Source organism: Halorubrum salinum, assembly GCF_024494575.1.
GTDB classification, from domain to species: Archaea; Halobacteriota; Halobacteria; order Halobacteriales; family Haloferacaceae; genus Halorubrum; species Halorubrum salinum.
In genome coordinates, this window is the sequence record NZ_JANHDO010000004.1 from 120,089 (window position 1) to 146,647 (window position 26,559).

23 protein-coding genes are annotated in these 26,559 nt (G+C 70.8%); 7 read left to right on the forward strand and 16 right to left on the reverse strand.

Annotated elements, in window-relative coordinates; all coding sequences use genetic code 11:
• Positions 1 to 89: 89 nt before the first annotated feature.
• The 3 genes from NO930_RS11440 (at position 90) to NO930_RS11450 (ending at position 4,520) form a co-directional block, all read left to right on the forward strand.
• Complete coding sequence (locus tag NO930_RS11440; RefSeq protein WP_256403558.1) at positions 90 to 947, forward strand: sulfite exporter TauE/SafE family protein; 858 nt, start codon at positions 90 to 92, stop codon at positions 945 to 947.
• Position 948: 1 nt separating this feature from the next.
• The gene (locus tag NO930_RS11445) at positions 949 to 3,549 is read left to right on the forward strand and encodes a heavy metal translocating P-type ATPase (protein ID WP_256403559.1); all 2,601 of its coding nucleotides are present in this window, start codon (positions 949 to 951) and stop codon (positions 3,547 to 3,549) included.
• A gap of 182 nt (positions 3,550 to 3,731) precedes the next feature.
• Positions 3,732 to 4,520 (forward strand): aldo/keto reductase, encoded by a 789-nt coding sequence (locus tag NO930_RS11450; RefSeq protein WP_256403673.1) that lies wholly within the window; start codon positions 3,732 to 3,734, stop codon positions 4,518 to 4,520.
• A 64-nt stretch (positions 4,521 to 4,584) separates the two neighbouring features.
• On the opposite strand, the gene NO930_RS11455 is transcribed toward NO930_RS11450, so the two are convergent.
• The gene (locus NO930_RS11455; protein ID WP_137783700.1) at positions 4,585 to 6,435 is read right to left on the reverse strand and encodes a S9 family peptidase; all 1,851 of its coding nucleotides are present in this window, start codon (positions 6,433 to 6,435) and stop codon (positions 4,585 to 4,587) included.
• Between the two features lie 142 nt (positions 6,436 to 6,577).
• On the opposite strand from NO930_RS11455, the gene NO930_RS11460 reads away from it, so the two are divergent.
• Positions 6,578 to 7,624: a glycosyltransferase family 4 protein gene (locus NO930_RS11460; protein WP_256403560.1), complete on the forward strand. Its 1,047-nt coding sequence runs from the start codon at positions 6,578 to 6,580 to the stop codon at positions 7,622 to 7,624.
• Positions 7,625 to 7,727: 103 nt separating this feature from the next.
• Here the strand turns inward: NO930_RS11460 and NO930_RS11465 are convergent, their stop codons facing one another.
• The 11 genes from NO930_RS11465 to NO930_RS11515 form a co-directional block, all read right to left on the reverse strand.
• Positions 7,728 to 8,366 (reverse strand): halocyanin domain-containing protein, encoded by a 639-nt coding sequence (locus NO930_RS11465; protein ID WP_256403561.1) that lies wholly within the window; start codon positions 8,364 to 8,366, stop codon positions 7,728 to 7,730.
• A 121-nt stretch (positions 8,367 to 8,487) separates the two neighbouring features.
• Entirely contained in the window at positions 8,488 to 9,405 is a 918-nt protein-coding gene (locus NO930_RS11470) for an NAD-dependent epimerase/dehydratase family protein (protein WP_256403562.1), read from the reverse strand.
• Between the two features lie 62 nt (positions 9,406 to 9,467).
• The gene (locus tag NO930_RS11475) at positions 9,468 to 10,730 is read right to left on the reverse strand and encodes an XdhC family protein (RefSeq protein WP_256403563.1); all 1,263 of its coding nucleotides are present in this window, start codon (positions 10,728 to 10,730) and stop codon (positions 9,468 to 9,470) included.
• 1 nt (position 10,731) lies between these two features.
• Positions 10,732 to 11,613, reverse strand: coding sequence for a Rossmann-like domain-containing protein (locus NO930_RS11480; RefSeq protein ID WP_256403564.1), 882 nt, complete (start codon positions 11,611 to 11,613; stop codon positions 10,732 to 10,734).
• Positions 11,610 to 13,019: a VWA domain-containing protein gene (locus tag NO930_RS11485; RefSeq protein ID WP_256403565.1), complete on the reverse strand. Its 1,410-nt coding sequence runs from the start codon at positions 13,017 to 13,019 to the stop codon at positions 11,610 to 11,612. The genes NO930_RS11480 and NO930_RS11485 overlap by 4 nt, the downstream gene beginning before the upstream one ends.
• A 2-nt stretch (positions 13,020 to 13,021) precedes the next feature.
• Positions 13,022 to 14,062 (reverse strand): AAA family ATPase, encoded by a 1,041-nt coding sequence (locus NO930_RS11490; RefSeq protein ID WP_256403566.1) that lies wholly within the window; start codon positions 14,060 to 14,062, stop codon positions 13,022 to 13,024.
• Positions 14,059 to 15,252 (reverse strand): XdhC family protein, encoded by a 1,194-nt coding sequence (locus NO930_RS11495; protein WP_256403567.1) that lies wholly within the window; start codon positions 15,250 to 15,252, stop codon positions 14,059 to 14,061. The genes NO930_RS11490 and NO930_RS11495 overlap by 4 nt, the downstream gene beginning before the upstream one ends.
• Positions 15,253 to 15,328: 76 nt before the next feature.
• Positions 15,329 to 17,824: an aerobic carbon-monoxide dehydrogenase large subunit gene (locus NO930_RS11500; RefSeq protein ID WP_256403568.1), complete on the reverse strand. Its 2,496-nt coding sequence runs from the start codon at positions 17,822 to 17,824 to the stop codon at positions 15,329 to 15,331.
• Positions 17,821 to 18,561, reverse strand: coding sequence for a (2Fe-2S)-binding protein (locus NO930_RS14050; protein ID WP_321169343.1), 741 nt, complete (start codon positions 18,559 to 18,561; stop codon positions 17,821 to 17,823). Before NO930_RS14050 ends, NO930_RS11500 begins: the two co-directional genes overlap by 4 nt.
• Entirely contained in the window at positions 18,558 to 19,451 is an 894-nt protein-coding gene (locus NO930_RS11510) for an FAD binding domain-containing protein (protein ID WP_256403569.1), read from the reverse strand. The genes NO930_RS14050 and NO930_RS11510 overlap by 4 nt, the downstream gene beginning before the upstream one ends.
• Positions 19,451 to 20,044: an SRPBCC family protein gene (locus NO930_RS11515; RefSeq protein ID WP_256403570.1), complete on the reverse strand. Its 594-nt coding sequence runs from the start codon at positions 20,042 to 20,044 to the stop codon at positions 19,451 to 19,453. The genes NO930_RS11510 and NO930_RS11515 overlap by 1 nt, the downstream gene beginning before the upstream one ends.
• A 181-nt stretch (positions 20,045 to 20,225) precedes the next feature.
• On the opposite strand from NO930_RS11515, the gene NO930_RS11520 reads away from it, so the two are divergent.
• Both NO930_RS11520 and NO930_RS11525 read left to right on the forward strand, forming a co-directional pair.
• Entirely contained in the window at positions 20,226 to 21,488 is a 1,263-nt protein-coding gene (locus NO930_RS11520) for a molybdopterin molybdotransferase MoeA (RefSeq protein WP_256403571.1), read from the forward strand.
• On the forward strand, positions 21,485 to 22,156 hold the full coding sequence (locus tag NO930_RS11525) for a nucleotidyltransferase family protein (protein WP_256403572.1): 672 nt from the start codon (positions 21,485 to 21,487) through the stop codon (positions 22,154 to 22,156). The genes NO930_RS11520 and NO930_RS11525 overlap by 4 nt, the downstream gene beginning before the upstream one ends.
• A 67-nt stretch (positions 22,157 to 22,223) precedes the next feature.
• Here the strand turns inward: NO930_RS11525 and NO930_RS11530 are convergent, their stop codons facing one another.
• The 4 genes from NO930_RS11530 to NO930_RS11545 form a co-directional block, all read right to left on the reverse strand.
• Entirely contained in the window at positions 22,224 to 22,376 is a 153-nt protein-coding gene (locus tag NO930_RS11530) for an AbrB/MazE/SpoVT family DNA-binding domain-containing protein (RefSeq protein WP_256403573.1), read from the reverse strand.
• Positions 22,377 to 22,463: 87 nt separating this feature from the next.
• The gene (locus NO930_RS11535; protein ID WP_137784293.1) at positions 22,464 to 22,751 is read right to left on the reverse strand and encodes a hypothetical protein; all 288 of its coding nucleotides are present in this window, start codon (positions 22,749 to 22,751) and stop codon (positions 22,464 to 22,466) included.
• Between the two features lie 77 nt (positions 22,752 to 22,828).
• Complete coding sequence (locus NO930_RS11540) at positions 22,829 to 25,216, reverse strand: ATP-dependent DNA helicase (protein WP_256403574.1); 2,388 nt, start codon at positions 25,214 to 25,216, stop codon at positions 22,829 to 22,831.
• Between the two features lie 134 nt (positions 25,217 to 25,350).
• Entirely contained in the window at positions 25,351 to 26,007 is a 657-nt protein-coding gene (locus NO930_RS11545; protein WP_256403575.1) for an HAD family hydrolase, read from the reverse strand.
• A 103-nt stretch (positions 26,008 to 26,110) separates the two neighbouring features.
• Here NO930_RS11545 and NO930_RS11550 point away from each other — a divergent pair, with 103 nt between their 5' ends.
• The gene (locus NO930_RS11550) at positions 26,111 to 26,557 is read left to right on the forward strand and encodes a TIGR00725 family protein (protein WP_256403576.1); all 447 of its coding nucleotides are present in this window, start codon (positions 26,111 to 26,113) and stop codon (positions 26,555 to 26,557) included.
• The last annotated feature ends 2 nt before the right edge of the window (positions 26,558 to 26,559 follow it).

Here is a 26,559-nt window from a genome sequence, read left to right on the forward strand (position 1 = left end):
ACCCGACCCGCCGCAGTCGCTTACCGAACCGACCCGCCCGTCGAAACCCATTACCGCACGCGACCCCAATCGAGACCGACTGAGTTCACATGGCCATCTCGACGCTCCTCGGAGTCGACGTCCTCCTGTTTCTCGCCATCGGCGTCCTCGGCGGAGCCCACTGCATCGGGATGTGCGGCCCGCTCGTCACCGTCTACGCCGGACGGATGCGCGAGGGGGCGGGCGAGCGGACGGACGGCGGCGCGACCGGCGGACGGACGCGCGGCGGTTCCGACACCGCGACCGACCGCCGCGGCAGCCACCTCACCACCTACGAGGTCCGCCAGCACGCCCTGTTCAACCTCGGACGGGCGGCGAGTTACACCCTCATCGGCGCGGCGTTCGGCGCGCTCGGCGGAGCGGTGCTCGTCACGACCGCGACGCTCACGGGCGCGGCGGCGACGGTCCGCGGCGTCGTCGGCCTCGGCGTCGGCGCGGCCGTCATCGTCGTCGGCGTCCGGTACGCGCTCGGCGGGGCGACGGGCGGCGTTCACCTTCCGGGGCTCGACCGCGTCACCGGCTGGCTCACGGGGTACGTCGACCGGCTGGCGAACGGTCCCGGGATCGTCGGTCTCGGCGGGCTCCACGGCCTGCTCCCGTGTCCGATCCTCTACCCGGCGTACCTCTACGCGTTCGCGAGCGGGTCGGCGACGAGCGGCGCGGTCGCGCTCGCCGCGCTCGGCGTGGGGACGATGCCCGCGGTGTTCCTCTACGGGACGCTGATCGAGAGCGTCGACGCGGTCCACCGCAGGCGGGTCCACCGGCTGCTCGGGCTGGCGTTCGTCGCGCTCGGCTACGTGCTGTTCGCGCACGGGCTGATGGCGGTGGGCGTCCACATTCCGCACCCACGCCTGCCGTTCTGGAACCCGCTCGACGTCGCCGGCGCGTCCGGTCACGGAGGGATGTGACGTGAGCGCGAGCCCGCCGAGCGAGACGGGAGACGCCGCCGACGGCTGTACCCTCTGTGACCTCCCGACCGAGGGCGTCGACGTCACAGACGACGAGGGGAACCGCTTCTGTTGTGCGGGCTGTCGGGACGTGTACGCGGCCCTCGGCGACGCCGACGTCGACGCCGACGACGTGCGCGAACGGCGGTCGGCGACCGCCTCCGAGTCCGGCGGTCCCGCGCGCGACGGCTCCGACGCCGAAAGCGACGCGTCGGCGGTTCCGGCCGACCACGAGGCGGCGTTCCTCGAAGTGGACGGGATGCACTGTGCGACCTGTGAGGCGTTCATCGAGACGGTCGCGACGGACACCGAGGGCGTGAGCGCCGCGAGCGCGAGCTACGTCACGGACACGGTTCGGATCGACCACGACCCCGACGCCGTCTCTACAGACGACCTCTCAGAGGCCGTGAGCGGGCTCGGATACAGCGCGTACGCCCGAGACGACGCCTTCGAGCGCCGCAGGGCCGACAACATGGCGACGGCGCGTCTGGCTGCCGGCGTGCTCGTCGGCATGGCGGTCATGCTCCAGTACATCGTCATCATCTACCCGACGTACTTCGCGTTCCCCTTCTACAACGAGCGGACGCTGGAGTACCTCAATCAGGCGATGTCCTCGACCTCCGGTACCTACTTTTTCATCGTCATCGCGGTGTTGACGACGGTCGTGCTGTTCGTGACGGGCAAGCCGATCCTCAGGGGGGCGTACGTCAGCGCCAAGACGCGGTCGCCGAACATGGATCTCCTCGTCGCGCTCGCGGCCGTCAGCGCGTACGTCTACAGCACGCTCGCCGTGATCTTCGTCGAGTCTCCCTCCGTCTACTACGACGTGACCGTCGCGATCATCGTGATCGTCACGGTCGGGAACCGCTACGAGGACGCGATCAAGTCGCGCGCGACGGAACTGCTCTCCGATCTCACCGCCGTGCAGGTCGACTCGGCGCGCCGGGTCGCGCGGGCGGGAGCCGACGGCGAAGACGGAGGGACCGAGGAGGTCGCCATCGACGCCCTCGCCCCCGACGACCGAGTGCTCGTGCGCGCCGGCGAGCGGGTTCCGGTCGACGGCGAGGTCGTCGACGGCGACGCCGCGGTCGACGAGTCGGTGGTCACCGGGGAGTCGATGCCCGTCCGGAAGACGCCCGGTGACGCGGTGGTCGGCGGGTCGGTCGTCGCCGACGGCTCCGTGACGGTCGCGGTCGGCCCGGACGCGAGTTCCAGCCTCGACCGCGTCTCGGAGCTGGTCTGGGACCTCCAGAGCGGGAACCACGGGGTCCAGAAGCTCGCGGACCGGCTCGCGACCATCTTCGTCCCCGCGGTACTCACGATCGCCGTCGTCGCCGCCGCGGTCAACCTCGCGCTCGGCAACGGCGTGACGCGGGCGATGCTCGTCGGGCTCACGGTGCTCATCGTCTCGTGCCCGTGCGCGCTCGGGCTCGCGACGCCGCTCGCTGTGGCCGCGGGGATCCGCGACGCCTTGGAGCGGAACATCGTGATCTTCGACGACACCGTCTTCGAGCGGGTCCGCGACGCCGACACCGTCGTCTTCGACAAGACGGGGACGCTGACGACGGGCGAGATGCGCGTGGTCGCACGCGAGATCGACGACGGTCTGCTCCGGCTCGCGGCCGCGCTCGAAGAGCGGTCTTCACACCCGGTCGGACAGGCGATCGCGGCGGCTCGGTCGGGCGGCGGCTCCGGAGACGTCGCCGAAACGGCGGGGTCCGGCGACGGCGACGCGACCCCCGCGGTCGCGGACGGCGGGGCGGCGGCGGACGACCGGGCGGAGAGCGACAAGTCGCCTGTCGGCGGCTCGCCGTCGCCCGCAGTCACCGACTTCGAGAGCCACGCCCGCGGCGTCTCCGGAACCGTCGACGGGACGCCGGTCGTCGTCGGCCACCCCGACCTCTTCGACGAGCGCGGGTGGACGGTGCCCGACCGGATTCGGGAGGCGGTCGCCGACGCCCGCGACGTTGGACGCGTCCCGGTCGCGGTCGGTCGCGACGGCGCGGCCGAGGGCGTGATCGTCGTCGGCGACGAGCTTCGCGAGGGGTGGGAGGAGACGGTGACCGCGCTCGACGGCCGCGGCGTCGACGTGGTCGTCCTCACGGGCGACGACGAGCGCGCGGCCACGGTGTTCAGCGAACACGACGCGGTCTCCTCGGTGTTCGCGGGCGTTCCGCCCGAGGGGAAAGCCGAGACCGTCGAGCGGCTGAAGGCCAACGGCCTCACCGTGATGGTCGGAGACGGGACCAACGACGCGCCCGCGCTGGCCGCGGCCGACCTCGGCATCGCGCTCGGGGGCGGCACGGCGATGGCGGCCGACGCCGCCGACGTCGCGATCGTCGACGACGATCTCGGCTCCGTGGCGACCGTCTTCGAACTCGCGCGCGCGGCCGGTCGGCGGGTGAAGGGGAACATCGGCTGGGCGTTCCTGTACAACGCGGTCGCCATCCCGCTCGCGGCGCTCGGGCTGCTCAACCCCCTCTTCGCCGCGGTCGCGATGGGGCTGTCGAGCCTGCTCGTCGTGACGAACTCCTCGCGGGCGCTGCTGTCCGACGAGGCCTGACGGCGCGCGGAGGCCGTCGCGGCGCGGGCGACGGCGGCTCGCCGACCACGCGTGCGCCCGCCGGACTCGCGGCCGAGTCCCGGTCGCACCCGCCCGTACCGCAAGCGATTTTCGGCTCACGCGAGTACACGTGCCCGATGACAGACCAACAGCAACAGCCCGCGGCACCGCTCCGGAACGGGATGCCGGTACTCGGCATCGGTACGTGGCAGAACGAGGACCCCGCGCAGTGTACCGACTCGGTGGCGACCGCACTGGAGATGGGATACCGCCACGTCGACACCGCGCAGGCGTACGGCAACGAGGCGGCCGTCGGCGAGGGGATCGCGACCGCAGACGTCGACCGCGAGGACGTCTTCCTCGCCACGAAGGTCTGGATCGACCAGCTCGCGCCAGAGGACGTCGCCGCCTCGACGCGCGAGAGCCTCCAGAAGCTCGCGGTCGACACGGTCGACCTCCTGTACGTCCACTGGCCGGCCGGCGCGTACGACCCCGAGGAGACGCTGTCCGCGTTCGCCGAGCTTCGCGACGACGGCCTGATCGACCGGATCGGCGTCTCGAACTTCGAGCCCGAACACCTCGACACCGCGGCCGACGTGCTCGGCGAGGCCCCGTTCGCGAACCAGGTCGAGATGCACCCGCTCCTCCAGCAGGAGGAACTCCGCGAGTACGCGGACGACGGCGACGTCGAACTCGTCGCGTACTCGCCGCTGGCCCGCGGCGCGGTCTTCGAGAATCCGACGCTCACGGAGATCGCCGAGGACCACGGCGTCAGCGCGGCACAGGTCAGCCTCGCGTGGCTCCGCGAGAAGGGCGTGACCGCGATCCCCAAGGCGACGAGCGAGGCCCACATCCGCGACAACTTCGCGAGCCTCGACGTCGACCTCACTGACGAGGACGTCGCCGCGATCGACGCGATCGAAGAGCGTGACCGTCGCGTCGACCCCGACTTCGGTCCCGACTGGGAGTAAACCCGATCCACGCGAGCGACGGCGGACTGTCGCTCGCCGGGCACCGAGCAACACGCCGCCGCGCCTACACGTGCTCGCCGAGGAACTCCACTATCGCGCGGTACGCCTCGACCCGGTTCTCCAGCTTCGAGAAGCCGTGGCCCTCGTCGTCGAAGACCAGCTTTCGGACGGGGACGCCCTGCTCACCGGCCCGCTCTGCTATCTGTTCGGCCTCGTCGACGGGCACTCGCGGGTCGTTCGCGCCGTGGAGAACGAAGAGCGGCGACTGGATTCGGTCGATCCTGTTGACCGGCGAGATCGACTCCAAGAACTCGCGGTCGTCCGCGAGCGAGCCGTACTCGGCCTCGCGAAGCTCGCGCCGCCAGTCGCCGGTGTTTTCGAGGAACGTCACGAAGTTCGCGATGCCGACGACGTCGACGCCGGCGGCCCACAGGTCCGGGTACTCGGTGAGCGCCGCGAGCACCATGAACCCGCCGTAGGAGCCGCCCATCGCGACGACGCGGTCGGGGTCGATCTCGGGGTGGTCGTGGAGCCACTCGACGCCGGCGCGGAGGTCTTTCACCGAGTCCATCCGCTTTCTCACGTCGTCTAGGGCCGCATACGCCTTCCCGTAGCCGGACGATCCGCGGACGTTGGGTTCGAAGACGGCGTACCCGCTGTTCAGCAGGTACTGCGTGACCGACGAAAACGAGGGGCGACGCTGGGACTCCGGCCCGCCGTGGACGTCGACGACGACGGGGTAGCCGGCCTCCGGCGGCTCCGTCTCCGGCACCGAGAGGTACGCCGGTATCTCCCGCTCATCGAAGGTGGGATACCGGACCAGTTCGCGCTCGACGAACGTCTCCGGCGGGATACCCGCCGTCGCGGCCGCGGTCCACCGCTCCGTCTCCCCCGTCGTCGTCTCGACCACGTGAACGTTCGCGTTGTGCGTGCTCCCGGTCGCGGTGACCGCGAACCGGTCGCCGTCCGGGCCGAAGCTCACGCCGCCGGCGACGCCGTCCGGGAGGTCCGGCGCGGGCAGTTCGTCGATCCGATCGGACGCGACCAGCTCGCCGACGGTAAGCTCCGTGTAGCCGTCGACGTTGCGCGAGTAGACTAGCCGTCGGGATTCCTCGTGAAGCGCGACGCCGTCGACGTTCCACTCGCCGCCGGAGACGACGACGGTGAACTCGCCGGTCGCGAGGTCGAGCCGTTCCAAGCGGAGCGTGTCGCTGTCGCGGTCAGTGACCAGATAGATCGCGTCGCCGTCCGGTCCCCACTGGGGGCTGCCGTAGCGGACGTCGCCGTCGTGCGGCGTGTGGTGTGTCAGTTCACCGCTCTCGACGTCGAGGGTATACAGGTCGTGGTCGAAGGAGGCGTGCGCCTCGTGGACGACGAGGCGGTCGTCGCTCGGCGACCACCCGGCGACCGAGAGCCACCCGTCGCCCTCGTACACCAGCTCTGGATCGGGCGGGCCGCTCGGGGTGTCGGAGCGGTCGCCCTCGACGTCGCCGCTCGGTTCGACCGCGCGCTCTTGGACGTACACGTCGAAGACGGCCTCGTCTCGGCGGTTCGAGGCGAACGCGAACCGGTCGCCCTCGCCGTCCCAGCCGCCCCAGCGGTGTTTCGCCGCCGGACGACGGGTGAGATCGACTATCTCGCCGGACTCGTAGTTGAGGCGGTACAGTTGGGTGCGCTCGTTCCCGCCCTCGTCCATACCGAAGACGGCTTCGGGACGCTCGGGCGAGGAGTCGACGAACGAGACGGTCTCCTCGAAGAAGGTGCGCTGTGTTGGCCACGAAAGCGGCGCGTCGAGCGACCACACCTGACCGGTGCCGGTCGTGTTCAAGACGACGGAGAGCCGACCGTCGGGACCGATGTCGGCTCCGCCGGCGCTGCGGACGTTGAGGTATCGCTCGATGTCGTATCGATGCATGGGAGTCGGTTCCGCACGCGGTGTGAAACCGTTTCGGGTGGTGGCGTTGCGCGGCGAGCGTCCCGGCCCCGTTCACACTGCCACCCGAGCGGACGATTCGATGCCCGTGTCTTTTTACCTGCCGCCGTCGTCCACCCGGCGTATGCGCGTCGCGTTCGTCTCGCTTTTCGCCCCCGGGCACGGCGACACGCCGGCCCGGAGTCGAACGCGTCGAGTGGCTCGCGGCCTCGCCGATCGCGGCCACGAGGTGACGTGGCTCTGTGCCCGCTGGTGGGGCGGCGACCACGACGTCTTCGAGGAGGAGGGAATCACGTACCGGTCGGTCACCGCCGATCCCGCCCCGTCGACGTTCGCGGCCCGACTCCCGGTCGCGCTCCGCCGCGTCGCACCCGACGTGGTCCACGCGGTCAACAGCCCACCGACGCCCGGGGTCGGCGCGACGGTCGCGGGAACGCTCTCTCGGACTCCCGTCGTCGTGGACTGGTGGCACGACCACCCGGCGGACGCCGCGCGGCGGTACCGCCTGCTCGCGCGGGGCGCCGACCTCGTGACGACGCCCTCGCGAACGGTCAAGACGCGGGTGCGAGAGCACGGTGCCGACGGCGACGACGTGCGAGTCGTCCCCGAGAGCATCGACTTCGACCTCGTGACCGACGCCGCGGTCGACGATCGGTTCGACGCGGTGTACTCGCGGCGGCTCGACCGCCACGCCAACGTCGAGACGTTCCTGCTCGGGCTCGCCGAGCTTCGCGGCCGCGACTGGACCGCCGCGGTCGTAGGCGACGGGCCCGAGCGCGGCCGGATCGAGTCGATGGCGAGCGACCTCCGGATCGACGATCGAGTGTCGTTCCTCGGCGACCTGCCGCTCCGCGAGCGCGTTTCGCTTTTCAAGGGGACGCACGTCGCCGTCGCGACGGCGACGTGGGAGACGTTCGCCACGGAGCTTCTGTGGGCGCTCGCGTGCGGCTGCGTCGCGCTCGTCGAGTATCAGGCTGACTCCAGCGCGCACGAACTCGTCGAGGGACGCCAGCGGGGACGGCTGGTGACGACGCCGGCGGAGCTCGCAGACGAGTTCGTGGCCGTCGCCGACCTCGATCGAAAGACGGTCGAACGCGACTTCGCCGAGTACGACCACGACGCCGTCTTGGACCGATACGTCGAGGCGTATCGGTCGCTCGCGAGCGCGTGACGACGCGGGACGGACGGGGCCGTCGGCTGGTCGACGACAGAAACGGAGAAGACTGGTGCGTTCCGACGCGGCGAATCGGACGTGTCCGCCCGATGTGGGAGCGTTACGCGTCTTCGGCGGTGATCGTGCCGCCGTACTTCATGAAGACGAACGCGAGTCCGAGCGTGCTCACCATCGCGATGAACGTCGCGATCCCGAGCGCGCGAGCGCCCTGCGGAACGAACACGGCGTTGCTGCCTCCGCCTCCGCCGGTCTCGACGGTGGCGACGTCCCCGCCGACGGCGAGGCCGGCGTGCATGCCGACGGCCGTGTGCGGAACGCAGTGGTAGTGGGTGATCCCGGCGTCCTCTTCGGTCACCTCGTACTCGTAGGTGTAGCCCTCCTCGCCGACCGGGTCGCCGCTGTCGAGGCTCGCCGGACCGCCGCCCTCGACGGTCTGGACGTTGTGTGCGCCCCCGCTGCCCGTCCACTCCCACGTGATCGTCGTGCCCGTGTCGACCCACACGAGCGTCGGATCGAACGCGAGCCCCTGGTCGCCGGCCCCGACGGAGATGGTCACCGAGTCCTGTCCGCGGGCGTCCTGGTAGGATCCGACGTTCCCGCTCGATGCCCCGCTCGGCCAGTCGGGTTCGACTTCCTGTGCCGCCGCAGTTCCCGAGGTCGCCGTCGCCGCGCCAGCGGCCGCGGCCGCGCCGCCGGCGGTCCGGATGAACGTGCGCCGCGAGACGTCGTCCGTGCTCATACACCCCGGTTTGTGACGGGTTGTAGTGAATATGTTGATCCGGCCGCGAGAGTGATCCACACTGTCGGACCGTTCGCCCGGGACACCGCGGGCCGCTCGGTAGGCTTCCGCTCGGTGCGTGTCACTCCTCGCGGTACGGCTCACACACCAGCTCGACGCCCTCCTCGAAGCCGATCTCGGGCTCCCAACCCGTGGCCTCGTGGAACGTCGAGTAGTCGGCCATGGTGTCGTGGACGTAGCCGTCGAAGGGACACTCGATATACACCGGATCGACGTCGGTGCCGAGCGCGTCGTTGATCAACTCGACCATCTCGTTGAACGTGTACGCCTCCTCGGTGCCGACGTTGTAGACGCCGGTCAGCTCGTGGTCCGCGGCGAGTTCGCAGGCGCGCGCGACGTCCGAGACGTGGGTGAAATCCCGGGTCTGGCTGCCGTCGCCGAACAGCTCGGGAGCCTCGCCGCTCGCGATCGCGTCCGCGAACTGCGCGACCGTGTTCGCGTACTCGCCTTTGTGCTCCTCGTTGCCGCCGAAGCCCTGATACACGGAGAAGAATCGGAGGCCGGCCATGTTCATCTCGTGGTGGTTCGCGTAGTACTCGGCGTAGCGTTCCCGCGAGAGCTTGGAGGCCTCGTAGGCCGTGTGCGACTCCACGTCCATCTCGACGGGAGACGGCTCGGTCCGGCTCCCGTAGATGGAGGAGGTAGACGCGTAGACGACCGTGTCACAGCCCGCCTCGCGGGCGCGCTCGACCGTGTTGATGAACCCCTCGACGTTGACGCGACAGCCGCGCTGGGGGTCCGACTCGTGCATGTTCCGCGAGGAGAGCGCGGCGAGGTGGAAGACGACGTCGACGTCGACGGGGTAGTCGTCGTCGAGCACCGAGGCCTCGACGAACTCCACCGCGGGGTCGAGGTTCTCCGGCGTTCCGAGGTAGATGTCGTCGACCGCGATCACGTCGTTGTCCGCGGCGAGGCGGTTCGCGAGGTTCGAGCCGATGAATCCCGCACCGCCCGTCACGAGGACGCGCTTGTCCTGCATGGTCCGGTGTCGTCGCGGCGGGAGGATTATCGTGTCGGTTTCGACGGCGACCGCTCCCCTCGCTACGGCGAGGGCGGGGCGTCCACGTCGACGCGGTCGTGGATGGTCCCGTCGCGCTGACGCAGGTGTCCCGGCGTCCGGTCGTTCGACACGGCGAGCGCCTCGCCGACGATGCTGTGTGCGATCTGATACGGGGAGCCGCCGCCGAGGTCGAGCCCGACGGGCGTGTACAGCGACGCGAGCTCCGCCTCCGAGAACGTCGTCCCCTCGTCGTCGAACGCCTCCAGCATCTCGTCGAACCGCTCGCGCGGCCCCATCAGCCCGACGTACGGCGCGTCCGACCGCAACAGCGTCTCCACGGCGAGCCGGTCGTCGACGAAGTTGTGGGTCATCACGACGGCGTGCGTCCGGTCGTCGACGTCGAGCGCGTCGTCGAGCGTCCCCGGAGAGGTCGTCACGGTACGGTGCGCCTCGGGGAACCGCGATTCGAGGTCGACCGCGCCGCGGAACCCGACGACGGTGACCCGGAAGTCGGTTCGTTCGGCCAACTCCACGACGGGCCCGACGTCGTGGCCCGTCCCGAAGACGACCAGGTCGTCGGGGGCGGCGATCCCGTCGACGAACACGGTGAGCGTCCGGCCGTCCGGGCCCTCGACGGTCACGACGTCCGCGGAGCCGCGCTCTGCGAGGTCCGCGGCCGGTCCCGAGAGCGCCTCGGCCGGCCACGCGTCCGCGGACGACCCGTCGGAGAGTCGCAGCCCCCTCTCGTCGGGATAGTAGTACGCGCGGTCGCCGAGCCGTTCCGGGACGTCTGAGTTCTCGCTGTCGTCGTCGCCGTCGTCTCCCACGCGTCCGTTTCCGTCGTCTCCCACGCGTCCGTTTCCGTCGTCCCCGATCCGTTCGTCTCCGTCGGCGGAGAGGACGGTGAGCACCGCTACGTCGCGACCGGCGTCGAACGCTTCGACCGCCGGGCGATACGTCTCGTCGAGCGGTTCGAGCAGGATGTCGATGACGCCGTTACAGCCCACGCCGAGCCCCCAGACGTCGTCGGCGTCGTCGCCCATCAGGTCGTAGGTCACCCGGTCCGGTCGGCCGGTCTCCCTGACCGACTCCGCGGCGGCGAGCAGGTCGTCCTCGATACAGCCCGCGGTGATCGAGCCGACCCCTCCCTCGTCGTCGAGGAGCATCTTCGCCCCCGGACGGCGGTAGGCGCTCCCCTCGACGTCGACTATCGTCGCGAGGACGCCGGTGCCGTCGGAATCGAGGTGGTCGTGAACGCGCTGTACGACTTCGGTCTCCGGAACGCTCCAGTTGCTCTCTGTCATGTCAGGTTCCCGGTTGCAGATCCATGGTTTCGGGCGCGCCGCGCGCCGCGTACACCTTGCGAACGCCTCGGTCGTGGAGGTCGGTCCCGCAGTATCCGTCCGCGACCGCCGACCGCACCCGTTCGGGGTCGGCTATCGCCGCGCCGGCGACGACGTCGACGCCCCGGTCGAAGAGCGGTTCCGGCACCGCGGAGGCCGTCGCGCCGACCACGACGACCGTCGCCGACGCGGGGGCGGCGTCGAGATATCGCTCGATTCCCCCGTACACCAGCGTCGATCCGGTGACGAACGCCACGTCGGCTCCCTCCATCGCGGCCGCGGTCTCCTGCGGCGTGAACGACTCCACCGCGACGCCCGGCGGCGTCGAGACGGTCTCGACCGCGACGGGCTCGCGCTCGATCACGCCGACATCGACGCCGTCGAACTTCCGAAACGCCGGCCGGAACAGCCCGACCGTGACGATCCGCGACACGGACGCGTCGAGCAGCGCCATCGGGTCGCCCGTGTGCCAGTCGAGGAACGGGACCGAGAGCGCGTTCAGCGCGGCGACGGCGAGCGCGCGCTCGCCGAGCGGGGCGTCGCGATCGCCGCGGTCCTCGATCGGTGCCACGAGTCCGTCGAGGGCGTCGGGCGGCGTCGGCGACGACCCCGTCGGGCGGTGTGCGAGGCCCGCAGACGCCCGATGCTGGCACTCGGCGTCGTCGCCGGCGTCGGCGACGAGCTCCACGAGCACCGCCGAGGTGCCCACCGTGGCGCGGTCCAGTCGAACGCCGTCGAACGCGCCGCGGGCGCGAAGCGCGTCGAGGGTCGCTCGCAGAACCGGTCCCGGCCAGTCGGATCCGGAACCGCTGTCAGGCCCGCGATCCGGCTCGGCGTCGGTCATACGACCCCCTCCCCGCCGTCGATCCGGCGCGAGTCGTGTTCGTAGCCGACCGCGCCCGCGAGGCCGCGGCGCTCGATCTGCCCGGCGGCTTCGGCGAGGTCCGCGGCCGACGCGAACCCGAATAGGGCGTCGACGTACGGTGCGGCGTCGCTCATCCCGCGCGACTCGGGCGCGAAGGACGCCGAGACCGCGAGCGGGTTGAGCCAGAGGACGCCCTCGGCGCGGTCGGCGAGCCACGTCATGCCGTCGACGAGCAGGTCCGGGTCGCCCACGTCGAGTCCGTCGCTCACGACCACGACGACGGTCCGGCGGTCGACCGCGTGCGGGGCCGTCCGGCGCAGCCGGTCGACCGCGTGACCGATCCGGGTCCCGCCGCCCCACTCGACCTCCGCGGCCCGGAGGGCGTCCGCCGGCGACCGCGTCGAATCGGCGAACGCGTCGGTCGCCTCCACGAGGTCCGTGTCGAAGAGGAACACCCGCGCGCCCTGCGCGCTCGCCGTGACCTGCACGCCGAGTTCCAACAGCGCGCTCCGGTCGACCGTGTCGAGCACCGAACCGCTGACGTCGACGAGCAGACAGCAGCGGAACTCCGACGGCACGGGGGCGTCGCGCGGGAGGTCTATCGGCGCGCCGCCCGTCTGGAGGCTCGCCCGGAGCGCACCTCGGGCGTCGACGGCCGGGCCGGTCGACGAGCGTCGCCGACGGCGGCCCGGCAGCGACGACAGCGCGTCCACGAACCGCCGGACGCTCGCCGCCTCGTCCGAGGACGCGGTCGGAACGTCGGCCGCGACGAGTTCGCTCTCGCCGACCGCGCTGTACCGGCGGCCGTCCGTCTCTTCGCCGCGGTCGCCCGCCGGCCGGTCGCCGGCGGCGTGGCGACGGTCGGTCGGAATGTGAACGGTCGGGTCGCCGTCGCCGTCGGCGTCCGTCTCCGGCGGCTCGGCGTCGTCGAGCACTCCCGGCTCGTCGGCCGCCGAGCCGCTGTCGTCGCGCCCGCCTTCTCTACGTTCGGTCTCGTCGTCCCCGTCGTCGTCCCCCGGCGACGGCCCGCCGTGGGCGGTGGCGATCCGGTCGAGCCCGCTCCGGAGCCGGTGCCAGAACGTCGGGAACGCGTCCTCGAACGCGTCGGCGTCGGCGGCCTCGGTGAGGAGGCTCGCGCGCAGCGCGGCCGCCACGCGCCGCTCGTCGGCGAGTCCGACCGCCGCGAGCGCGCGCGCCGCGTCGAGCGTCCCGGTCGCCGGGACGCTGACCCCGTCGTTCCGGAGGACGGCGACGAGCCGGACCACCTCCGTCAGGAGGTGCGTCTTGGCGGCCGGGAAGTCGGGCGTCTCCGTCCCGGATCCCCCGTAGACACCGACGTCGGCGTCGGCGGGCTCGACCCCCGTCTCGTCGTCGCGATCGGCCATGCTCACTCGACCCGCTCTGCCGCCTCGCGCGCGGCCTCGTGGAGGCGTTCGAGCAGTTCCCCGTCGACGCGAGCGACGTCTTCCGCTTCCTTCAGCAGACAGCCGATCGTCCGCTCTATCTCCTCGGGCGAGAGCGGTTCGTCCCCGTCCTCGTGCCGCAGGGCCGCGACCGCCCGCGCCCAGTCCAGCGTCTCCGCGACGCCCGGCCGCTTGAGGAACGACTCCTCCCGGAGGTTCGCGACCACGGAACACACCTCGGCCGCGACGGCCGCGTCGAGTTCGGGCACCTTCCGGCGGACGATCTCGTACTCCGTCTCGAACGACGGCGGCTCGACGTGGAGGTACAGACAGCGCCGCTTCAGCGCGTCGCTCAGGCCGCGCGTCCGGTTCGACGTGAGTATCACGACCGGCGGCGTCGACGCGCTCACCGTGCCGAGCTCGGGGATCGACACCTGAAAGTCCGAGAGCAGCTCCAACAGGAACGCCTCGAACTCCTCGTCCGCGCGGTCGATCTCGTCGATCAGAAGCACCGGCGGCGTCTCTCCGTCGGTCCGGAGCGCGCGCAACAGCGGGCGTTCCAGCAGGTACTCCTCGTCGAAGACCGAGCCGGATCCGAGGCCGGGGCCAGAGGGGTCGCTCGCCGCCGAAGGCGTCCCGGCGTCGTTCGTCTCCGCCCGCGCCGCACCCGCGTCGCCGTTCGCCGAGACCGCAGCGTCGTCGCCGCCAGCCACGCTCCCCTCGTCGGCCTGCACGGCGAGCAGCTGTTTCGTGTAGTTCCACTCGTAGAGCGCGTTCTCCGCGGTGAGCCCCTCGTAACACTGGAGGCGGATCAGCTCCGTGTCGAACCCCTCGGCGAGCGTCTTGCCGAGTTCGGTCTTGCCGCTCCCCGGCGGCCCCTCGACCAAGAGCGGCCGACCGAGCCGGAGCGCGAGTTCGACCGTCGTGACGGTGCGATCGTCGGCGACGTAGTCGGTTCGTTCGAACCGCTCGCGGATCTCCGCCTCGGTGACCGACGCGAAGGGGGTCGCCACCTCCCCGTTCACGCTTCGACCTCCTCGTCGAGATACGACGCCGGGTCGTTGGCGAACGAGTCGGCACAGCCGTGACAACAGAAGTGGTACGTCCGGCCGTCGTGCTCCACCGACGCGTCCGCCGTCGCCGGGTCCACGGTCATGCCGCAGACCGGATCGATCGCGGTCTCGTCGTCCGCAGACGCGTCGGAGCCGTCTCCGGCTGTCCCCGAGTCGTCCCCGGCTGCGTCCGTGGCAGCCTCGGCGTCGCCGCCGGCCGCCGCGGCCTCGCCCGGATCCGACGGGGTCGCCTTCGACCGCTCGTCGACGACCTCTGCGAGCAGGCTCGCCGCGATCGCCGCGGGCGTGTACGCGGCCACGTCGACGCCCGCGGGGTTCGTCACCGCGCTCACGACGTCCCCCACGTCGCGGTCGAGCAGCCCGGCCGCGCGCTCCGTCTCCTCGGCCGCGCGCTCGTCGCTCGCGACCAGCCCGATGTAGGGCGCGTCGGCGAGGACTCCCGCCGCCACGCCCCGGGCGTCGTACTCGCCCATGGAGGCGACGACGACGAGCGGGGAGTCGCCGACGGCGTCGGCGATCGCCTCGTGGTCGACCGTCTCCACCACCCGGGTCCCCGCGGGGACGTCCCGGTCAGCGTCGCCGTCCGCGACGACGAGCGTCACGTCGACCGTCAGCTCGGCCGCGAGCCTGGCGAGCGCGCGCGCGACCGGCGAGTCGCCGACGATCGCGAGCTCCGTCGTCGGCGTCACGGGCTCGACGAACAGTTCGAGGACGCCCTCGCTGTGACACGTCATGGGAAAGGCGTCGAGCCCGGGCCGGTCCACGGTCTCCGGGTCCGGAGCGATCCCCACGAGCCGCGGCGTCCCCTCCTCTATCGCGGCGACGCCCTGCGTCGCCACCACCGACTGCGCGCAGGCGGCACCGCCGACCCAGCCGTGGATCTCGCCGTCCGCGGTCACGACCGCGCGGTCGCCGACGTTGGCCGACACCGGCGGCTCGCGGCGGACGATCGTCGCCCGCGCGAACGCCTCGCCGCGGTCGGCGAGTTCCGCCTCCAGCGCGGAGACGTCGCCGTCGTCGATCGTCGGTGCCTCTCTCGATCCGTCCGTGACGGGCCGTCCGACTCCGTCGCGCGGGGGCCCGTCGGCCTCGTCGTGTACGGCCTCGTCCGTCTCGTCGTGTTCGGTCTCGTCGTGTGTCATCTGTGTGGAAGCGGTGCCGCCACCCGGCTCGGGGCGTCCGAGGCGGCGGTCGGCGCGGAGGTGGCTGCGTGCGGGGTCAGTCGTCTGCCGGCTCTGCGTCGTCGCCGAGGTCGAACTCGACGTTGTGGGCCGGCTGGTGGGAGAGTCCGACGTCGTCGAGCGTCTCCCAGACGACGTCCGGCGTCATCGGCATCTCCACGTGGGAGACGCCGGCGTGGCTCATCGCGTCGACGACGGCGTTGACGATCGCCGGCGGCGACCCGACCGTGGGCGACTCGCCGACGCCCTTCGCGCCGATCGGGTGGTGCGGCGACGGCGTGACGGTGTGGCCCGTCTCGAAGTTCGGGATCTCGTTGGCCGTGGGAAGCAGGTAGTTCATGAAGTCACCGCCGGTGACGTTGCCGTTGTCGTCGTAGGTGACCTTCTCCAACATCGCGGTGCCGATCCCCTGCGCGAGTCCGCCGTGGATCTGCCCCTCGATGATCATCGGGTTGATGCGGTTGCCGCAGTCGTCGACCGCGACGAACTTCTCGAACTCCACCTCGCCGGTCTCGCGGTCCACCTCGACTATCACGATGTACGACCCGAACGGGTACGTCATCTCCGGCGGGTCGTAGTAGTTCACGGCCTCCAGCCCGGGTTCCTCGTCGCCGGGGTGGTTCATGTAGGCTCCCGCCGCGATCTCCGTGATGGTGATCGAGCGGTCCGGCGCACCGGCGACGTGGAACTCGCCGGACTCCCGGTCCCACTCGATGTCCTCTTCTGCGGCTTCGAGCTCGTTCGCCGCGATCGATTTGGCCTTGTCGCGCACCTTGCGCGCGGCGACGGCCGCGGCCGCGCCCGCGACGGGCGTCGACCGCGAGCCGTAGGTTCCGAGCCCGTACGGCTCGGTGTCGGTGTCGCCGTGCTCGACGGAGATGTTGTCGACGTCCATCCCCAGCTCCTCCGCGACGATCTGCGCGAAGGTGGTCTCGTGGCCCTGCCCCTGCGTCTGGACGCCGACGCGCAGGACCGCGTTGCCGGTCGGGTTCACGCGCAGGTCCGCGGAGTCGAACATCTCGATCCCGGCGATGTCGCACTGCTTGCCGGGGCCGGCCCCGACGACCTCCGTGAACGAGGAGATGCCGATGCCGATGAGCTTGTCAGCGTCCTCGGCGATCCGACGCTGCTGCTCCTCGCGGTAGTGTTCGTAGTCGGCCATCTCTAAGGCCTTGTCGAGCGCCTTCTCGTAGTCGCCGGAGTCGTAGTTCCACCCGGTCGCAGACTCGTACGGGAACGCGTCCGAGGGAATGAAGTTCTTCCGTCGGATCTCCGCCGGGTCCATCTCCAGCTCGTCGGCGAGCACCTTCACCATGCGCTCGATGAGGTACACCGCCTCCGTGACGCGGAACGAGCACCGGTAGGCGACCCCGCCGGGCGCGGTGTTGGTGAACGCGGCCGTAAGCGACCCGTAGGCCGCCTCGATGTCGTACGACCCGGTGAAGATGTTGAAGAAACCGGCCGGGAACTTCGAGGGTTGCGCCGCCGCGTTGTACGCGCCGTGGTTGGCGAGCACGTCGACTTTGACGCCCTCTATCATCCCGTCTTCGGTGGCGGCGAGTTCGCCGGTCATGTCGTAGTCGCGGGCGAACCCGGTCGTCTGGATGTTCTCGGAGCGCTCTTCGATCCATTTCACGGGCTGTTCGAGGACGTACGACGCCGCCGCGGCGACGACGTATCCCGGATAGATCGGCACCTTGTTGCCGAACCCGCCGCCCACGTCGGGACTCACGATCCGGACCTTGTGCTCCGGGATGCCAGACACCTGCGAGAACAGGGTGCGGTGGGCGTGGGGAGCCTGCGAGGTCATGTGGACCGTCATCTTGTCCATCCCGGGGTCCCAGTCGGCGACCGCGCCGCACGTCTCGATCGGGGCGGGGTGGAGCCGCTGGTACAGCATGTCCTCCTCGACGGTGACGTCGGCCTCGTCGAACACCGCCTCGGTGGCCTCCTTGTCGCCGGTGTCCCAGTCGAAGATGTGGTTGTCCTCCTGGTCGTCGAGCTCGTCGCGCACGAGCGGGGCGTCCTCTTCGAGAGCCTCCGCGGCGTCGACGACCGGGTCGAGCACGTCGTACTCGACTTCGACCTTCTGTGCGCCGTCCTTCGCCGTGTAGCGGTCCGTGGCGATGACGGCCGCGACCTCTTGGGACTGGAACTTCACCTTCTCGTTGACGAGCACGTCCTGCGTGTCGTCCATCAGCGTCGGCATCGTCGCGAGGTCGTGCTCCAGTAAGTCGTCGGCCGTCAACACCGCGACGACGTCGTCCATCGCCTCCGCGCGGGAGCCGTCGATGTTCTCGATTCTGGCGTGCGCGTGCGGGCTCCGGACGATCTCGCAGTGGAGCATGCCCGGCTTCTTGATGTCGTCGACGTAGTTACCGCGACCGGTGATGAAGCGTTTGTCCTCCTTGCGCGTCACCTCTTCGCCCATGCCGCCGCGGCCGTGGCCGCAGTGTTTCTCCGGGTCGGGACCGCCGTCCTCGTCGTGTTGATACTCCGTCTCGGCGTCGGGTGTGTCTGGTTCGCTGCTCATACTGAATCACCTCGGTCGTCCGCGTCGACGGCGGTGTCGGTCGAGTCGACGGCGGCGTCGCCGTTCCCACCCTCCGCGTCGTCGAGGAGCGCCTCGCGGTCGAACGGGTCGGCCTCGCTCGGTCCGCCACAGCAGTCCTCGCGCCCGCAGAACGTGTCTGCGTCGCCGCCGACCGCGGGCGGCTCGTGACCGCCCTCGGGCGACGCCGACGCGCCGCCGTCGGCGGTGACCGCGCCGCCGTCGGCCGCCGCTCTGTCGGCCAGTTCGTCGGCCGCGTACTCGATCGACCGGACGATGTTCTGGTAGCCGGTACAGCGACAGAGGTTGCCGCTTATCGCGTCGCGGATCGTCTCCTCGTCGGGGTCGGGGTCCTCGTCGAGCAGCGCCTTGCCCGACATGAGCATCCCCGGCGTGCAGTAGCCGCACTGCAGACCGTGCTCCTCGCGGAACCCCTCTTGAAGCGGGTGGATCCCGTCGGCCTCCGGTAAGTCCTCCATCCCCTCGACGGTGAGGATCTCAGCGCCGTCCGCCTGCGCGGCGAACATGAGACACGACTTGATCGGCTCGCCGTCTTTCAACACGGTACACGCGCCGCAGTTGCCCGTGTCACAGCCGATGTGCGTGCCGGTGAGGTCCAAGTCCTCGCGGATCGCGTGGACGAGCAGCCGCCGCGGCTCGACTTCGACCGTGTGTTCGGTACCGTTGACCGTCAGCGTGATTTCGCGTTCGTCTGTCACTGTGTGACCCTCCGTTTGACCGTCACCGTGCCGGCGCGCTCGGCGGCGTCGCCCAGCGCGCGCTGGGTGAGCACGTCGACCATCCGCGCCTTGTAGTCCGCGCCGCCGTGCTCGTCGGACTCGGGGTTGGACTGCTCCGCGGCCAGCTCGCCCGCCGCGGCGAACAGGTCGGGGCTCGGCCGCTCCCCTTCGAGGTGCTCTTCCGCGTCCGTCGCGCGGGCGTTCGTGATGTCGACCGCGGTCATCCCGATCCCGGCCGACTCGATGGTGCCGTCGTCGTTGAACGTGAGCCGGACGCCGACGCCGGCCATCGCGTAGTCGCCCGTCTTGCGCTTCAGCTTGTGATACGCGCTCCCCTCGTTCGGTGACGGAGTCGGAACGCGGACCTCGGTTATCAGTTCGTCCTCGCCGAGCGTCGTGTCGTACGGTAAGAGGAAGAACTCCTCGGCCGGAATCGCTCGCTCGCCGTCCGGACCGCGGGCTACCACCTCGCCCTCGTGCGCGAGCAGTACCGACCCCCAGTCGCCCTTCGGGTCGGCCTGCGCGACGGAGCCGACGACCGTCCCGCGGTTGCGGATCTGCGGGTCGGCGACGAGCGGCGCGGCGTCGGCGAAGCTCCCGTACTTCTCGTCTATCACGTCGGACTCGGCGACGTCCGCGTGACGCGCGAGCGCGCCGACGCGGAGGTGGCCGTCCTCCTCGCGGAGGTAGTCGAGCGAGTCGATGCCGTTGATGTCGACGACCACGTCGGGGTTCGCGAGCCGGAAGCGCAGCATCGGCACGAGGCTCTGTCCCCCGGCGAGGATCGTCGGGTCGTCGAGGCTCTCCAGTAAGCTGACCGCCTCGTCGACCGTCGTCGGTTCGTGATGCTCAAACGGGGCTGACTTCATCAGAACATCCCTCGGATTCGGTCCGTGACCCCCGAGTCGGTCTCCTCGACGTCGGTCATCTGCGACTCGATGGAGGTGAAGAAGTTGTTGACGATCTTGTTCGCCACCGGGTTGATCACCCGCCCGCCGAGCTGGGCGATCCGCCCGGAGATGTCGGCCTCCGTCCACCACTCGATGCGAGAACCGTCGCCGTCTTCCTGCGGGTGAATCCGCATGCCGGACTCCATGCTGAAGCTGCTCCCGCTCGCGGAGCCGGAACCGGTGGCCGTCATCTCGAAGTCCTCCTCGTCGCGGTCGTCGATGGTGACCGTCGTCTCGAACTTCGGCTTCACGCTGCCGACGCCGACCTGCATCAGCGCCGCGTACTTCTGACCCGTCCGGAACGCCCGCGACGCGACGTCGTCGGCCTCCGCCTCCGGCAGCGTCGGAACGTCCTCCTCGGGCTCGAAGGAGTCCCACTCGAAGGAGTCGTCCATCGGCGTGATGTACTGACATCCCTTCAGCGAGTCGCGCACCGCGACCGGATCCGAGAGCACGACCCACGCCTTCTCCGGCGGAACGCCGTCGAGCTCGAACTCGCCGTCGAACTCCATCAGCGACCCCCCACGTCAACCGTCGTTCGTCGGTCTGTCACCGTCATCTTTTATATCCCCCTCCTATGAGCATACTATTACCACGGTCTATGATATGTAGTACCACCCTAATAAACGTTATCGACCATGATAGATCGGCCGTTCACGGACGGAGCGGCCGTGACGACCCCGTGTGTAGCCGATGAGCGGGAATTCATCCGAGGACGGCGGCGGTGGGGGCGGAGGCGGCGACCACGGCCACGGCGACATCACGCCGGTACGGACGGCCGCGGAGCGCGTCCGCGACCTCCGCGACGAGTGGCTCGATCGGTGGGGCACTGAGACGGTCTCGATAGACCGGATCGCCGGCCGGACGCTCGCCGAGCCGATCGACGCGCCGGCGGCGGTGCCCGAGCGGAGCCACGCGACGATGGACGGCTACGCGTTCGACGCGAGCGAGGGATACCCGTACGAGCTGGTTGCGGAGGAGGTGTTCCCGGAGTCCGAGCCGCCGTCGCTGTCGTCCGGCGAGGCGGTCCGGATCTTCACCGGCGCGCCGCTCCCGACCGGAGCCAACGCCGTCCTCAAACAGGAGGAGGCGAGCGTCGAGGACGGCCGACTCGACGGCACGCCGACCGAGCCCGGCACGTACGTCTACGAGCGCGGCAGCAACGTGGCGGACGGCGAGCGGCTGTTCGCGGCGGGCGAGCGGCTCGGCGCGAAAGACGCGATCTTGCTCGGCGACCTCGGGATCGACGAGGTTCCCGTGACGGAGCGTCCCTCCGTGGGGCTTCTGGCGACCGGCACGGAGATCCACGAGGGGCGGCACACGGACCTCGACTCGCCGATGCTCGCGGGGCTCGTCGACGGGTGGGGCGGCGAGGCGACCTACGAGGGCACCGTCCCGGACGAGTACGACCGCGTCAGAGACCGGATCGCGGGGCTCGCCGACGAGCACGACGTGGTGATGACCACCGGCGGCACGAGCGTCGGCGACAAAGACTACGTAGTGCGCGCGCTCCGCGAGCTTGGAACCGTGCTGTTCCACCGCGTCGCGCTGCGGCCCGGCAAGCCGATCGCGGTCGCGACGCTCGACGAGCGGGACGCCGTCGTCTTCGCCATCCCCGGCAAGCCCGTCGGCGCGCACGCGGTGACCTCGCTCGTCGCGCGGCCCTTCTTCACCGGGAGCACCGCGCTCCCGACCGTCGACGCGGCGATGACGAGCGACGTCGGGATCGCGGTTCCGGGGTTCACGTACGCCGTGCCGGTGACGCTCGCGGACGGCGAGGCGCTGCCGCTCGGCCACGTCGACTCGCCGCTGTCCGTGTACGAGGAGGCGTTCGACCCGAGCGTGCTCTCCTCCAGCACGCGGGCGACGCGCGCCGACGGGTTCGTGCTCACCGAGTCGGCGCTGTCGGCCGGCGAGGCGGTCGACGTCGTCCCCTACCCGGTCGTCGAGCGATGACGGACGACGGGCTTCCGGTCGTCTCGTCGCCGTTCGACGCGGACGGATCCGGTCAGGCGGACGCGACCGACGCGCCACGCGTCGCCGGCGTGCTGCTCGCCGCGGGGACGAGCAGCCGGTTCGGCGACGACAACAAGCTCCTCGCGACCGTCGGCGGCGAGCCGGTCGTGCGGCGCGCGGCGCGGGCGCTGGTCGACGCGAGAGTCGATCCGGTCGTGGTCGTCGTCGGCCACGAGGCCGACCGCGTTCGCGACGCCGTGGCGGACCTCCCGGTCAGGGTCGCGGTCAACGAGGCGTACGAGGCGGGACAGTCGACGTCCGTCCGGACGGGGATCGGCGCGCTCGGCGATTCAGACGCGCTCGGCGACGTCGACGCCGCGGTGATCGCGCTCGGCGACATGCCGTTCGTCGACTCGGAGACCGTCGAGACGCTCGTCGCGGCGTACGCCGCCGGCGCGGGCGACGCCCTCGCGGCCGCCTACGACGGCGACCGGGGGAACCCGGTGCTGTTCGACCGGCGGTTCTTCGACCGGCTCACCGCCGTCGACGGCGACGTCGGAGGGCGCGAGATCCTGTTGGAGAGCGACGCGAGCGCGCTCGTCTCCGTCGACGACCCGGGCGTTCGCCGGGACGTCGATCGGCCGGGCGACCTGCCCGAGGAGGAGTGAGTCGCGAAAGGGGGACGCCCGTCCCGACCGCGTCGGGCCGGTCGACGCCGGCCCGCGCGCGACTCACTCACTCGTCCGAAGCCTTTCGCACCACGATGTTCCCGTCTTCGACGTGCCACTCGACGCGGTCGCCGGCACCGACGTCGAGGAAGTTCCGCACCGGCTTCGGGACCGTCGTCAGGTTCTTTTCGGAGACCTTGGTATCCGTTAGGTTACCCATCGACTCGCGGTTCGCACGTAGTAGGGACATAGTTTTCGCTACGGACACGCGTAGCGGCGAGACGGCCGCGGAGCGACTCCTCCCCGCTCAGACGGCTGAATTCCAGCGATGAGCGCCGCCGTCGGAGGCGTTTCCGAAGTCCAGATCGAACCGGTCCGATTCGAGCAACACCCGCCCCGGGACGTACGCGCCGTCGTCGACCGCGGTGAGCAGGTCGCGCTCGCACATCGTCTCCAGTACGTCCTCGACGGTGCGCTCGCGCCCCTCGATCAGGTTCGCCTCCTCGATGACGCCCGCGACCGTCACGCGCCCTTCGAGCATCGCCAAGCGGATCGCCGACACCCACGCGGGCTCTCGTCGCATCTCCCGACACATGACACTTCGAGGCACACCCTCGTCGAATATATACCTTCCCAAGCCACCCCCCGCCGGGATCGCTCACCGCGTTCCGGTCAGTCGTCGGCCGTCTCGCGCGCGAACCGGTCGAGCGCGAACTCGAGCATGTCCGGACTCACGGGGCGGTACTCCTCGCGCTCGTGTTCGGGGAGGTACGATCGGACGCTGTTCCACGACTCGCGGGCGTACCGCGCGTCGAGGAGGACGCGGACGCCGCGCTCGTCCGGGCCGCGTATCACCCGCCCCACGGCCTGCCGCGCCTTGCGGACCGCCGGGACGGTGAGCGCGGTCTCGAACCCCGATTCGAACCGGCGGTCGTAGGCGGTGATCACCGCCCGCGTCCGCGGCCGCGCCGTGTTGATGATCGGGACGCCGCAGACGACGGCCGCGGAGAGCCGGTCACCGCGGTAGTCGACGCCCTCGGTGAGCGTTCCCCGAAGGCTCGTCACGAGCACCTTGCCGTCGCCCGCGAAGAAATCGTCCTTCAGCGACTCCGTCGCCCGGTCGCCGGACGACTCGTCGAGGAGGACCGGCTTGTCGAGTCGGTCGTCGAGCGCGTCGGCCATCCACGTCGCCTCCGCGTAGCTCGGGGTCCCGACCAGCACGTTCCCGTCGCGGCGCGCGACCGCAGCCGTCGCGTCGAGGTGCGCGAGCCGCGTGTCGTTCGCCTCGCCCGGCGGGCCGCGGTTCTCGTGGGTGAACTTCGGCGCGTCGACCGCGAAGCTCGCGCGGTTCTCCGGGGGAAAGGAGAGCCCGTACGTCCGCTCGACGACCGGTCTGCCCCGCGCTTCGAGGTGGTCGAGTCCGGTCACCTCGCGGAACACGTCCATCGGCTCCAACGTCGCGCTCATCAGGACGCCGCCGCCGAACTCGGCGAGCCGGTCGCCGATCGGCTCGCTCGGCAGGCAGTTGTACAGCGCGAGGCTCGCGTTGTACGCGCGCCGCCACGAGTCGGGCGGCGCGGTCTCGTCCCACGTCCGCTCCAAGTCGACGGCGCGGAAGAAGTCCTCGTGGCCCTCGCGGTACCACGCGTTGAGCGTGCGGCCGACGCCCGGCGCGGCGCGCTGTTTGTCCTCGTCTTCGAGCGAGTCGAGGACGCGCTTGACGACCGCGCCAACCTGCTTCGCGCGCGCCCAGACGCGGTCGCCGTACCCCTCTCGTTTCGCCCACGCCGTGATCGCGTCTTCGCCCGGCTCTTCCGGGTCGCGAAGCGGGATCTCGTCGTCGTCGAGCTCGCGCATCGACGCGCGCCAGTCCGGGTGCTCGGCGTCGAGCCGCTCGGTCACTCGTCGGTCGAGTTCGCCGCGGAGGTCGGCGTAGAACTCCCGGACGGCCTCGATCTCCTCGACCGTCACGTCCGCGTCCTCGATCTCGCCGCGGACCAAGGCGGCGTCCTCGGACTCCGCACCCGCGGTCTCGAACGACAGCGGCTGGACGACGCGCGTGAGTTCGTTCTCGGCGTCGCGCAGGCTCGCGTCCGCGACCGCGTCGCTCACGAGGTCGCGCACGCGCGGTTCGAGCATGTGCGCCTCGTCGCAGACGACGAACGTCGCGTCGTCGAGCAGCGCACCGGTGAACGTCCCGGTCGTCACGGGATCGAACGCGTGGTAGTAGTTGCCGATGACGACCTCGACCTCCGGGACGAGCGCGCCCATGACCGAGTGGGGACACGAGCCGTGGCTCGCGGCGAGCCGAACGAGTTCGTCGGCGTCGACGTGACCGAGATCGGTCACGTCGAACGGCACCGCCTCGGCGGGGTCGCCGTCCTCGGGGAGGTCGTCGAGGAATCCGGCGTAGAAGGGGCAGAACTCGGTCCCTTCGAACTCCTCCGTGTCGGGACGGTACGGAGTCGGCTCGCCGTCGACGCTGAGATAGTCGGCGTCGGGGGCGGCGGAACCGGGAGCGTCGCCGGTCGCGGGGCCGGCGGCGGTGCCGGACGACCCCGAGTCCAGCAGTCCGACCTGCTGGCTCCGCGCCTCGCTGACGAGGTTCGAGGTCGTCGTCGCGCCGCCGTCGCCGACGAGGTTGCGGGTGCGTTCCCGGAGCCCCTCGCAGCGCTCGTAGACGGTCTCGCGGTCGATGCCGGCGCGGTTCTGCCGGGCGTACGGGCAGACGTCCGCCTTCCCGACGAGCGTGAGCCCCGAGACGGGGTCGTACCCCTCCGGGAGGTTCTCGTTCACCGCCTCGAGGTCGGTCTCGAACTGCCGGAGCTGCTGTTTGACGCTCGTGAGTACGAACACGCGCTCGAACTCGGAGTCGGGGTCGCGCACGCGGTCGAGGCCGGCCGTGAGCGCGAGCATCGTCTTGCCGGTCCCGCACGCGCCCTCCAGGGCGAGGAACCCGCCCTCCGCGGCGGCGTCGATGGCGGCGTCGATGCCGTCGGCCTGCTCTGGGTAGGGCTCGGGGTGGCCGAAGAGGTCGGCCCACGGCGGCGAGTCGGTCACGGAGACGGGTTACGCGCCATCGGATTTAAACGCTTCATCGGCGGTGGCGGTCCGGGCGTCGCGGGTGCGGGCAGTGGCGGTCCGGATGTCGCTCACGGACGCGTCCGACCCGCCGGTCACCCGCCGAGACGGCCTCACCCGACGATGTCGTGAAGGTCGGAGAGCTCCTCGATCTCCCAGGTCGGCCAGACGTTCAGGTCCCAGTTTCGGCGGTGCGGGCGACGGATGAACGCCGAGTCGATCCCGGCGTTCTCGGCGGCCCGCACGTCGGACTCGTTGTCGCCGACGAACAGCGCGTTGTCGGCGTCGAGGTCGCCGAGCGCCTGCTCGATGTAGTGAGGGTTCGGCTTCCGGAGCTGGAGCGAGTGGATCGTCGGCTCGCGGCCGTAGGCGGCACCGAACCGGTCGAACCCCTCGAAGTGGTCGACGAGGAAGTCGACGGTCGCCTGCTGGTTCGAGGAGACGATCCCCATCTCCACGTCGAGGTCCTCCAGTTCGTCGAGGTCGTCGTACGGGGTCTTTCGCCCCGCGCGCGCCTCGTGCTGTTGGGCTTTCGAGACCACGTCGTCGCGAGTCCGCCAGAACGACCCCGGATCGAGGTCGTACGTCTGACAGACGGTCCCCACGCTGCCGGGGGTCGCGCCGATCGTCATCTGCTCTACATCGTCCGAATCGGGCTCCTCGACGCCGCACTCGACGAACGCGTCCCGGGTCGCATCCCGGAGCACGTCGAATCGCGTGCGGCCCACGAGGACACCGTCGTTGTCGAACACGACGGTATCGTACGTCATACCCCACGTCGACGGCCGAGAGGGATAAGCGTTTCAGTCGGATTATCGGCGACGAGACGCGAGACCGGCCGGGTTTACACCGCGTCCCGACGTGAGACGAGGCATGCGCGTGAGCGTCATCGGCGGGAGCTCGATCGGGGCGGAGACCGCGGCGGTCGCCGAGGAGCTCGGCGAGCGGCTGGCCGAGCGCGGCCACGTCGTCGTCTGCGGCGGGCTCGGCGGCGTCATGGAGGCCGTCTGTCGCGGCGCTCGCGGGGCCGGCGGCGAGACAATCGGAATCCTCCCGACCGACCGACGCGCGGACGCGAACGACCACGTCACCACGCCGATCGCGACTGGGATGGGTCACGCGCGCAACGCGCTTGTCGTCCTGAACGGCGACGCGGCGATCGCGATCGACGGGGGTCCGGGGACCCTCTCGGAGATCGGACTCGCGCTCGCGCACGGACGGCCGGTCGCGGGGCTCGACACGCACGACGTCGCGGGGGTGGCGGCGGTCGAGTCGCCGGGGGCGGCGGTCGAGTACGTGGAGGAATCGAAGCGGTCCTGACC

Bases quoted from the DNA above. Each gene is read 5' to 3' on its own strand.
- NO930_RS11460 (WP_256403560.1), top strand. From the start codon at position 6,578: ATGCGCGTCGCGTTCGTCTCGCTTTTCGCCCCCGGGCACGGCGACACG.
- NO930_RS11480 (WP_256403564.1), bottom strand. From the start codon at position 11,613: ATGACCGACGCCGAGCCGGATCGCGGGCCTGACAGCGGTTCCGGATCC.
- NO930_RS11550 (WP_256403576.1), top strand. From the start codon at position 26,111: ATGCGCGTGAGCGTCATCGGCGGGAGCTCGATCGGGGCGGAGACCGCG.
- NO930_RS11470 (WP_256403562.1), bottom strand. From the start codon at position 9,405: ATGCAGGACAAGCGCGTCCTCGTGACGGGCGGTGCGGGATTCATCGGC.
- NO930_RS11515 (WP_256403570.1), bottom strand. From the start codon at position 20,044: ATGGAGTTCGACGGCGAGTTCGAGCTCGACGGCGTTCCGCCGGAGAAG.
- NO930_RS11465 (WP_256403561.1), bottom strand. From the start codon at position 8,366: ATGAGCACGGACGACGTCTCGCGGCGCACGTTCATCCGGACCGCCGGC.
- NO930_RS11450 (WP_256403673.1), top strand. From the start codon at position 3,732: ATGCCGGTACTCGGCATCGGTACGTGGCAGAACGAGGACCCCGCGCAG.
- NO930_RS11475 (WP_256403563.1), bottom strand. From the start codon at position 10,730: ATGACAGAGAGCAACTGGAGCGTTCCGGAGACCGAAGTCGTACAGCGC.
- NO930_RS11510 (WP_256403569.1), bottom strand. From the start codon at position 19,451: ATGAAGTCAGCCCCGTTTGAGCATCACGAACCGACGACGGTCGACGAG.
- NO930_RS11520 (WP_256403571.1), top strand. From the start codon at position 20,226: ATGAGCGGGAATTCATCCGAGGACGGCGGCGGTGGGGGCGGAGGCGGC.
- NO930_RS11500 (WP_256403568.1), bottom strand. From the start codon at position 17,824: ATGAGCAGCGAACCAGACACACCCGACGCCGAGACGGAGTATCAACAC.
- NO930_RS11535 (WP_137784293.1), bottom strand. From the start codon at position 22,751: ATGTGTCGGGAGATGCGACGAGAGCCCGCGTGGGTGTCGGCGATCCGC.
- NO930_RS11485 (WP_256403565.1), bottom strand. From the start codon at position 13,019: ATGGCCGATCGCGACGACGAGACGGGGGTCGAGCCCGCCGACGCCGAC.
- NO930_RS11495 (WP_256403567.1), bottom strand. From the start codon at position 15,252: ATGACACACGACGAGACCGAACACGACGAGACGGACGAGGCCGTACAC.
- NO930_RS11455 (WP_137783700.1), bottom strand. From the start codon at position 6,435: ATGCATCGATACGACATCGAGCGATACCTCAACGTCCGCAGCGCCGGC.
- NO930_RS11530 (WP_256403573.1), bottom strand. From the start codon at position 22,376: ATGGGTAACCTAACGGATACCAAGGTCTCCGAAAAGAACCTGACGACG.
- NO930_RS11545 (WP_256403575.1), bottom strand. From the start codon at position 26,007: ATGACGTACGATACCGTCGTGTTCGACAACGACGGTGTCCTCGTGGGC.
- NO930_RS11440 (WP_256403558.1), top strand. From the start codon at position 90: ATGGCCATCTCGACGCTCCTCGGAGTCGACGTCCTCCTGTTTCTCGCC.
- NO930_RS11525 (WP_256403572.1), top strand. From the start codon at position 21,485: ATGACGGACGACGGGCTTCCGGTCGTCTCGTCGCCGTTCGACGCGGAC.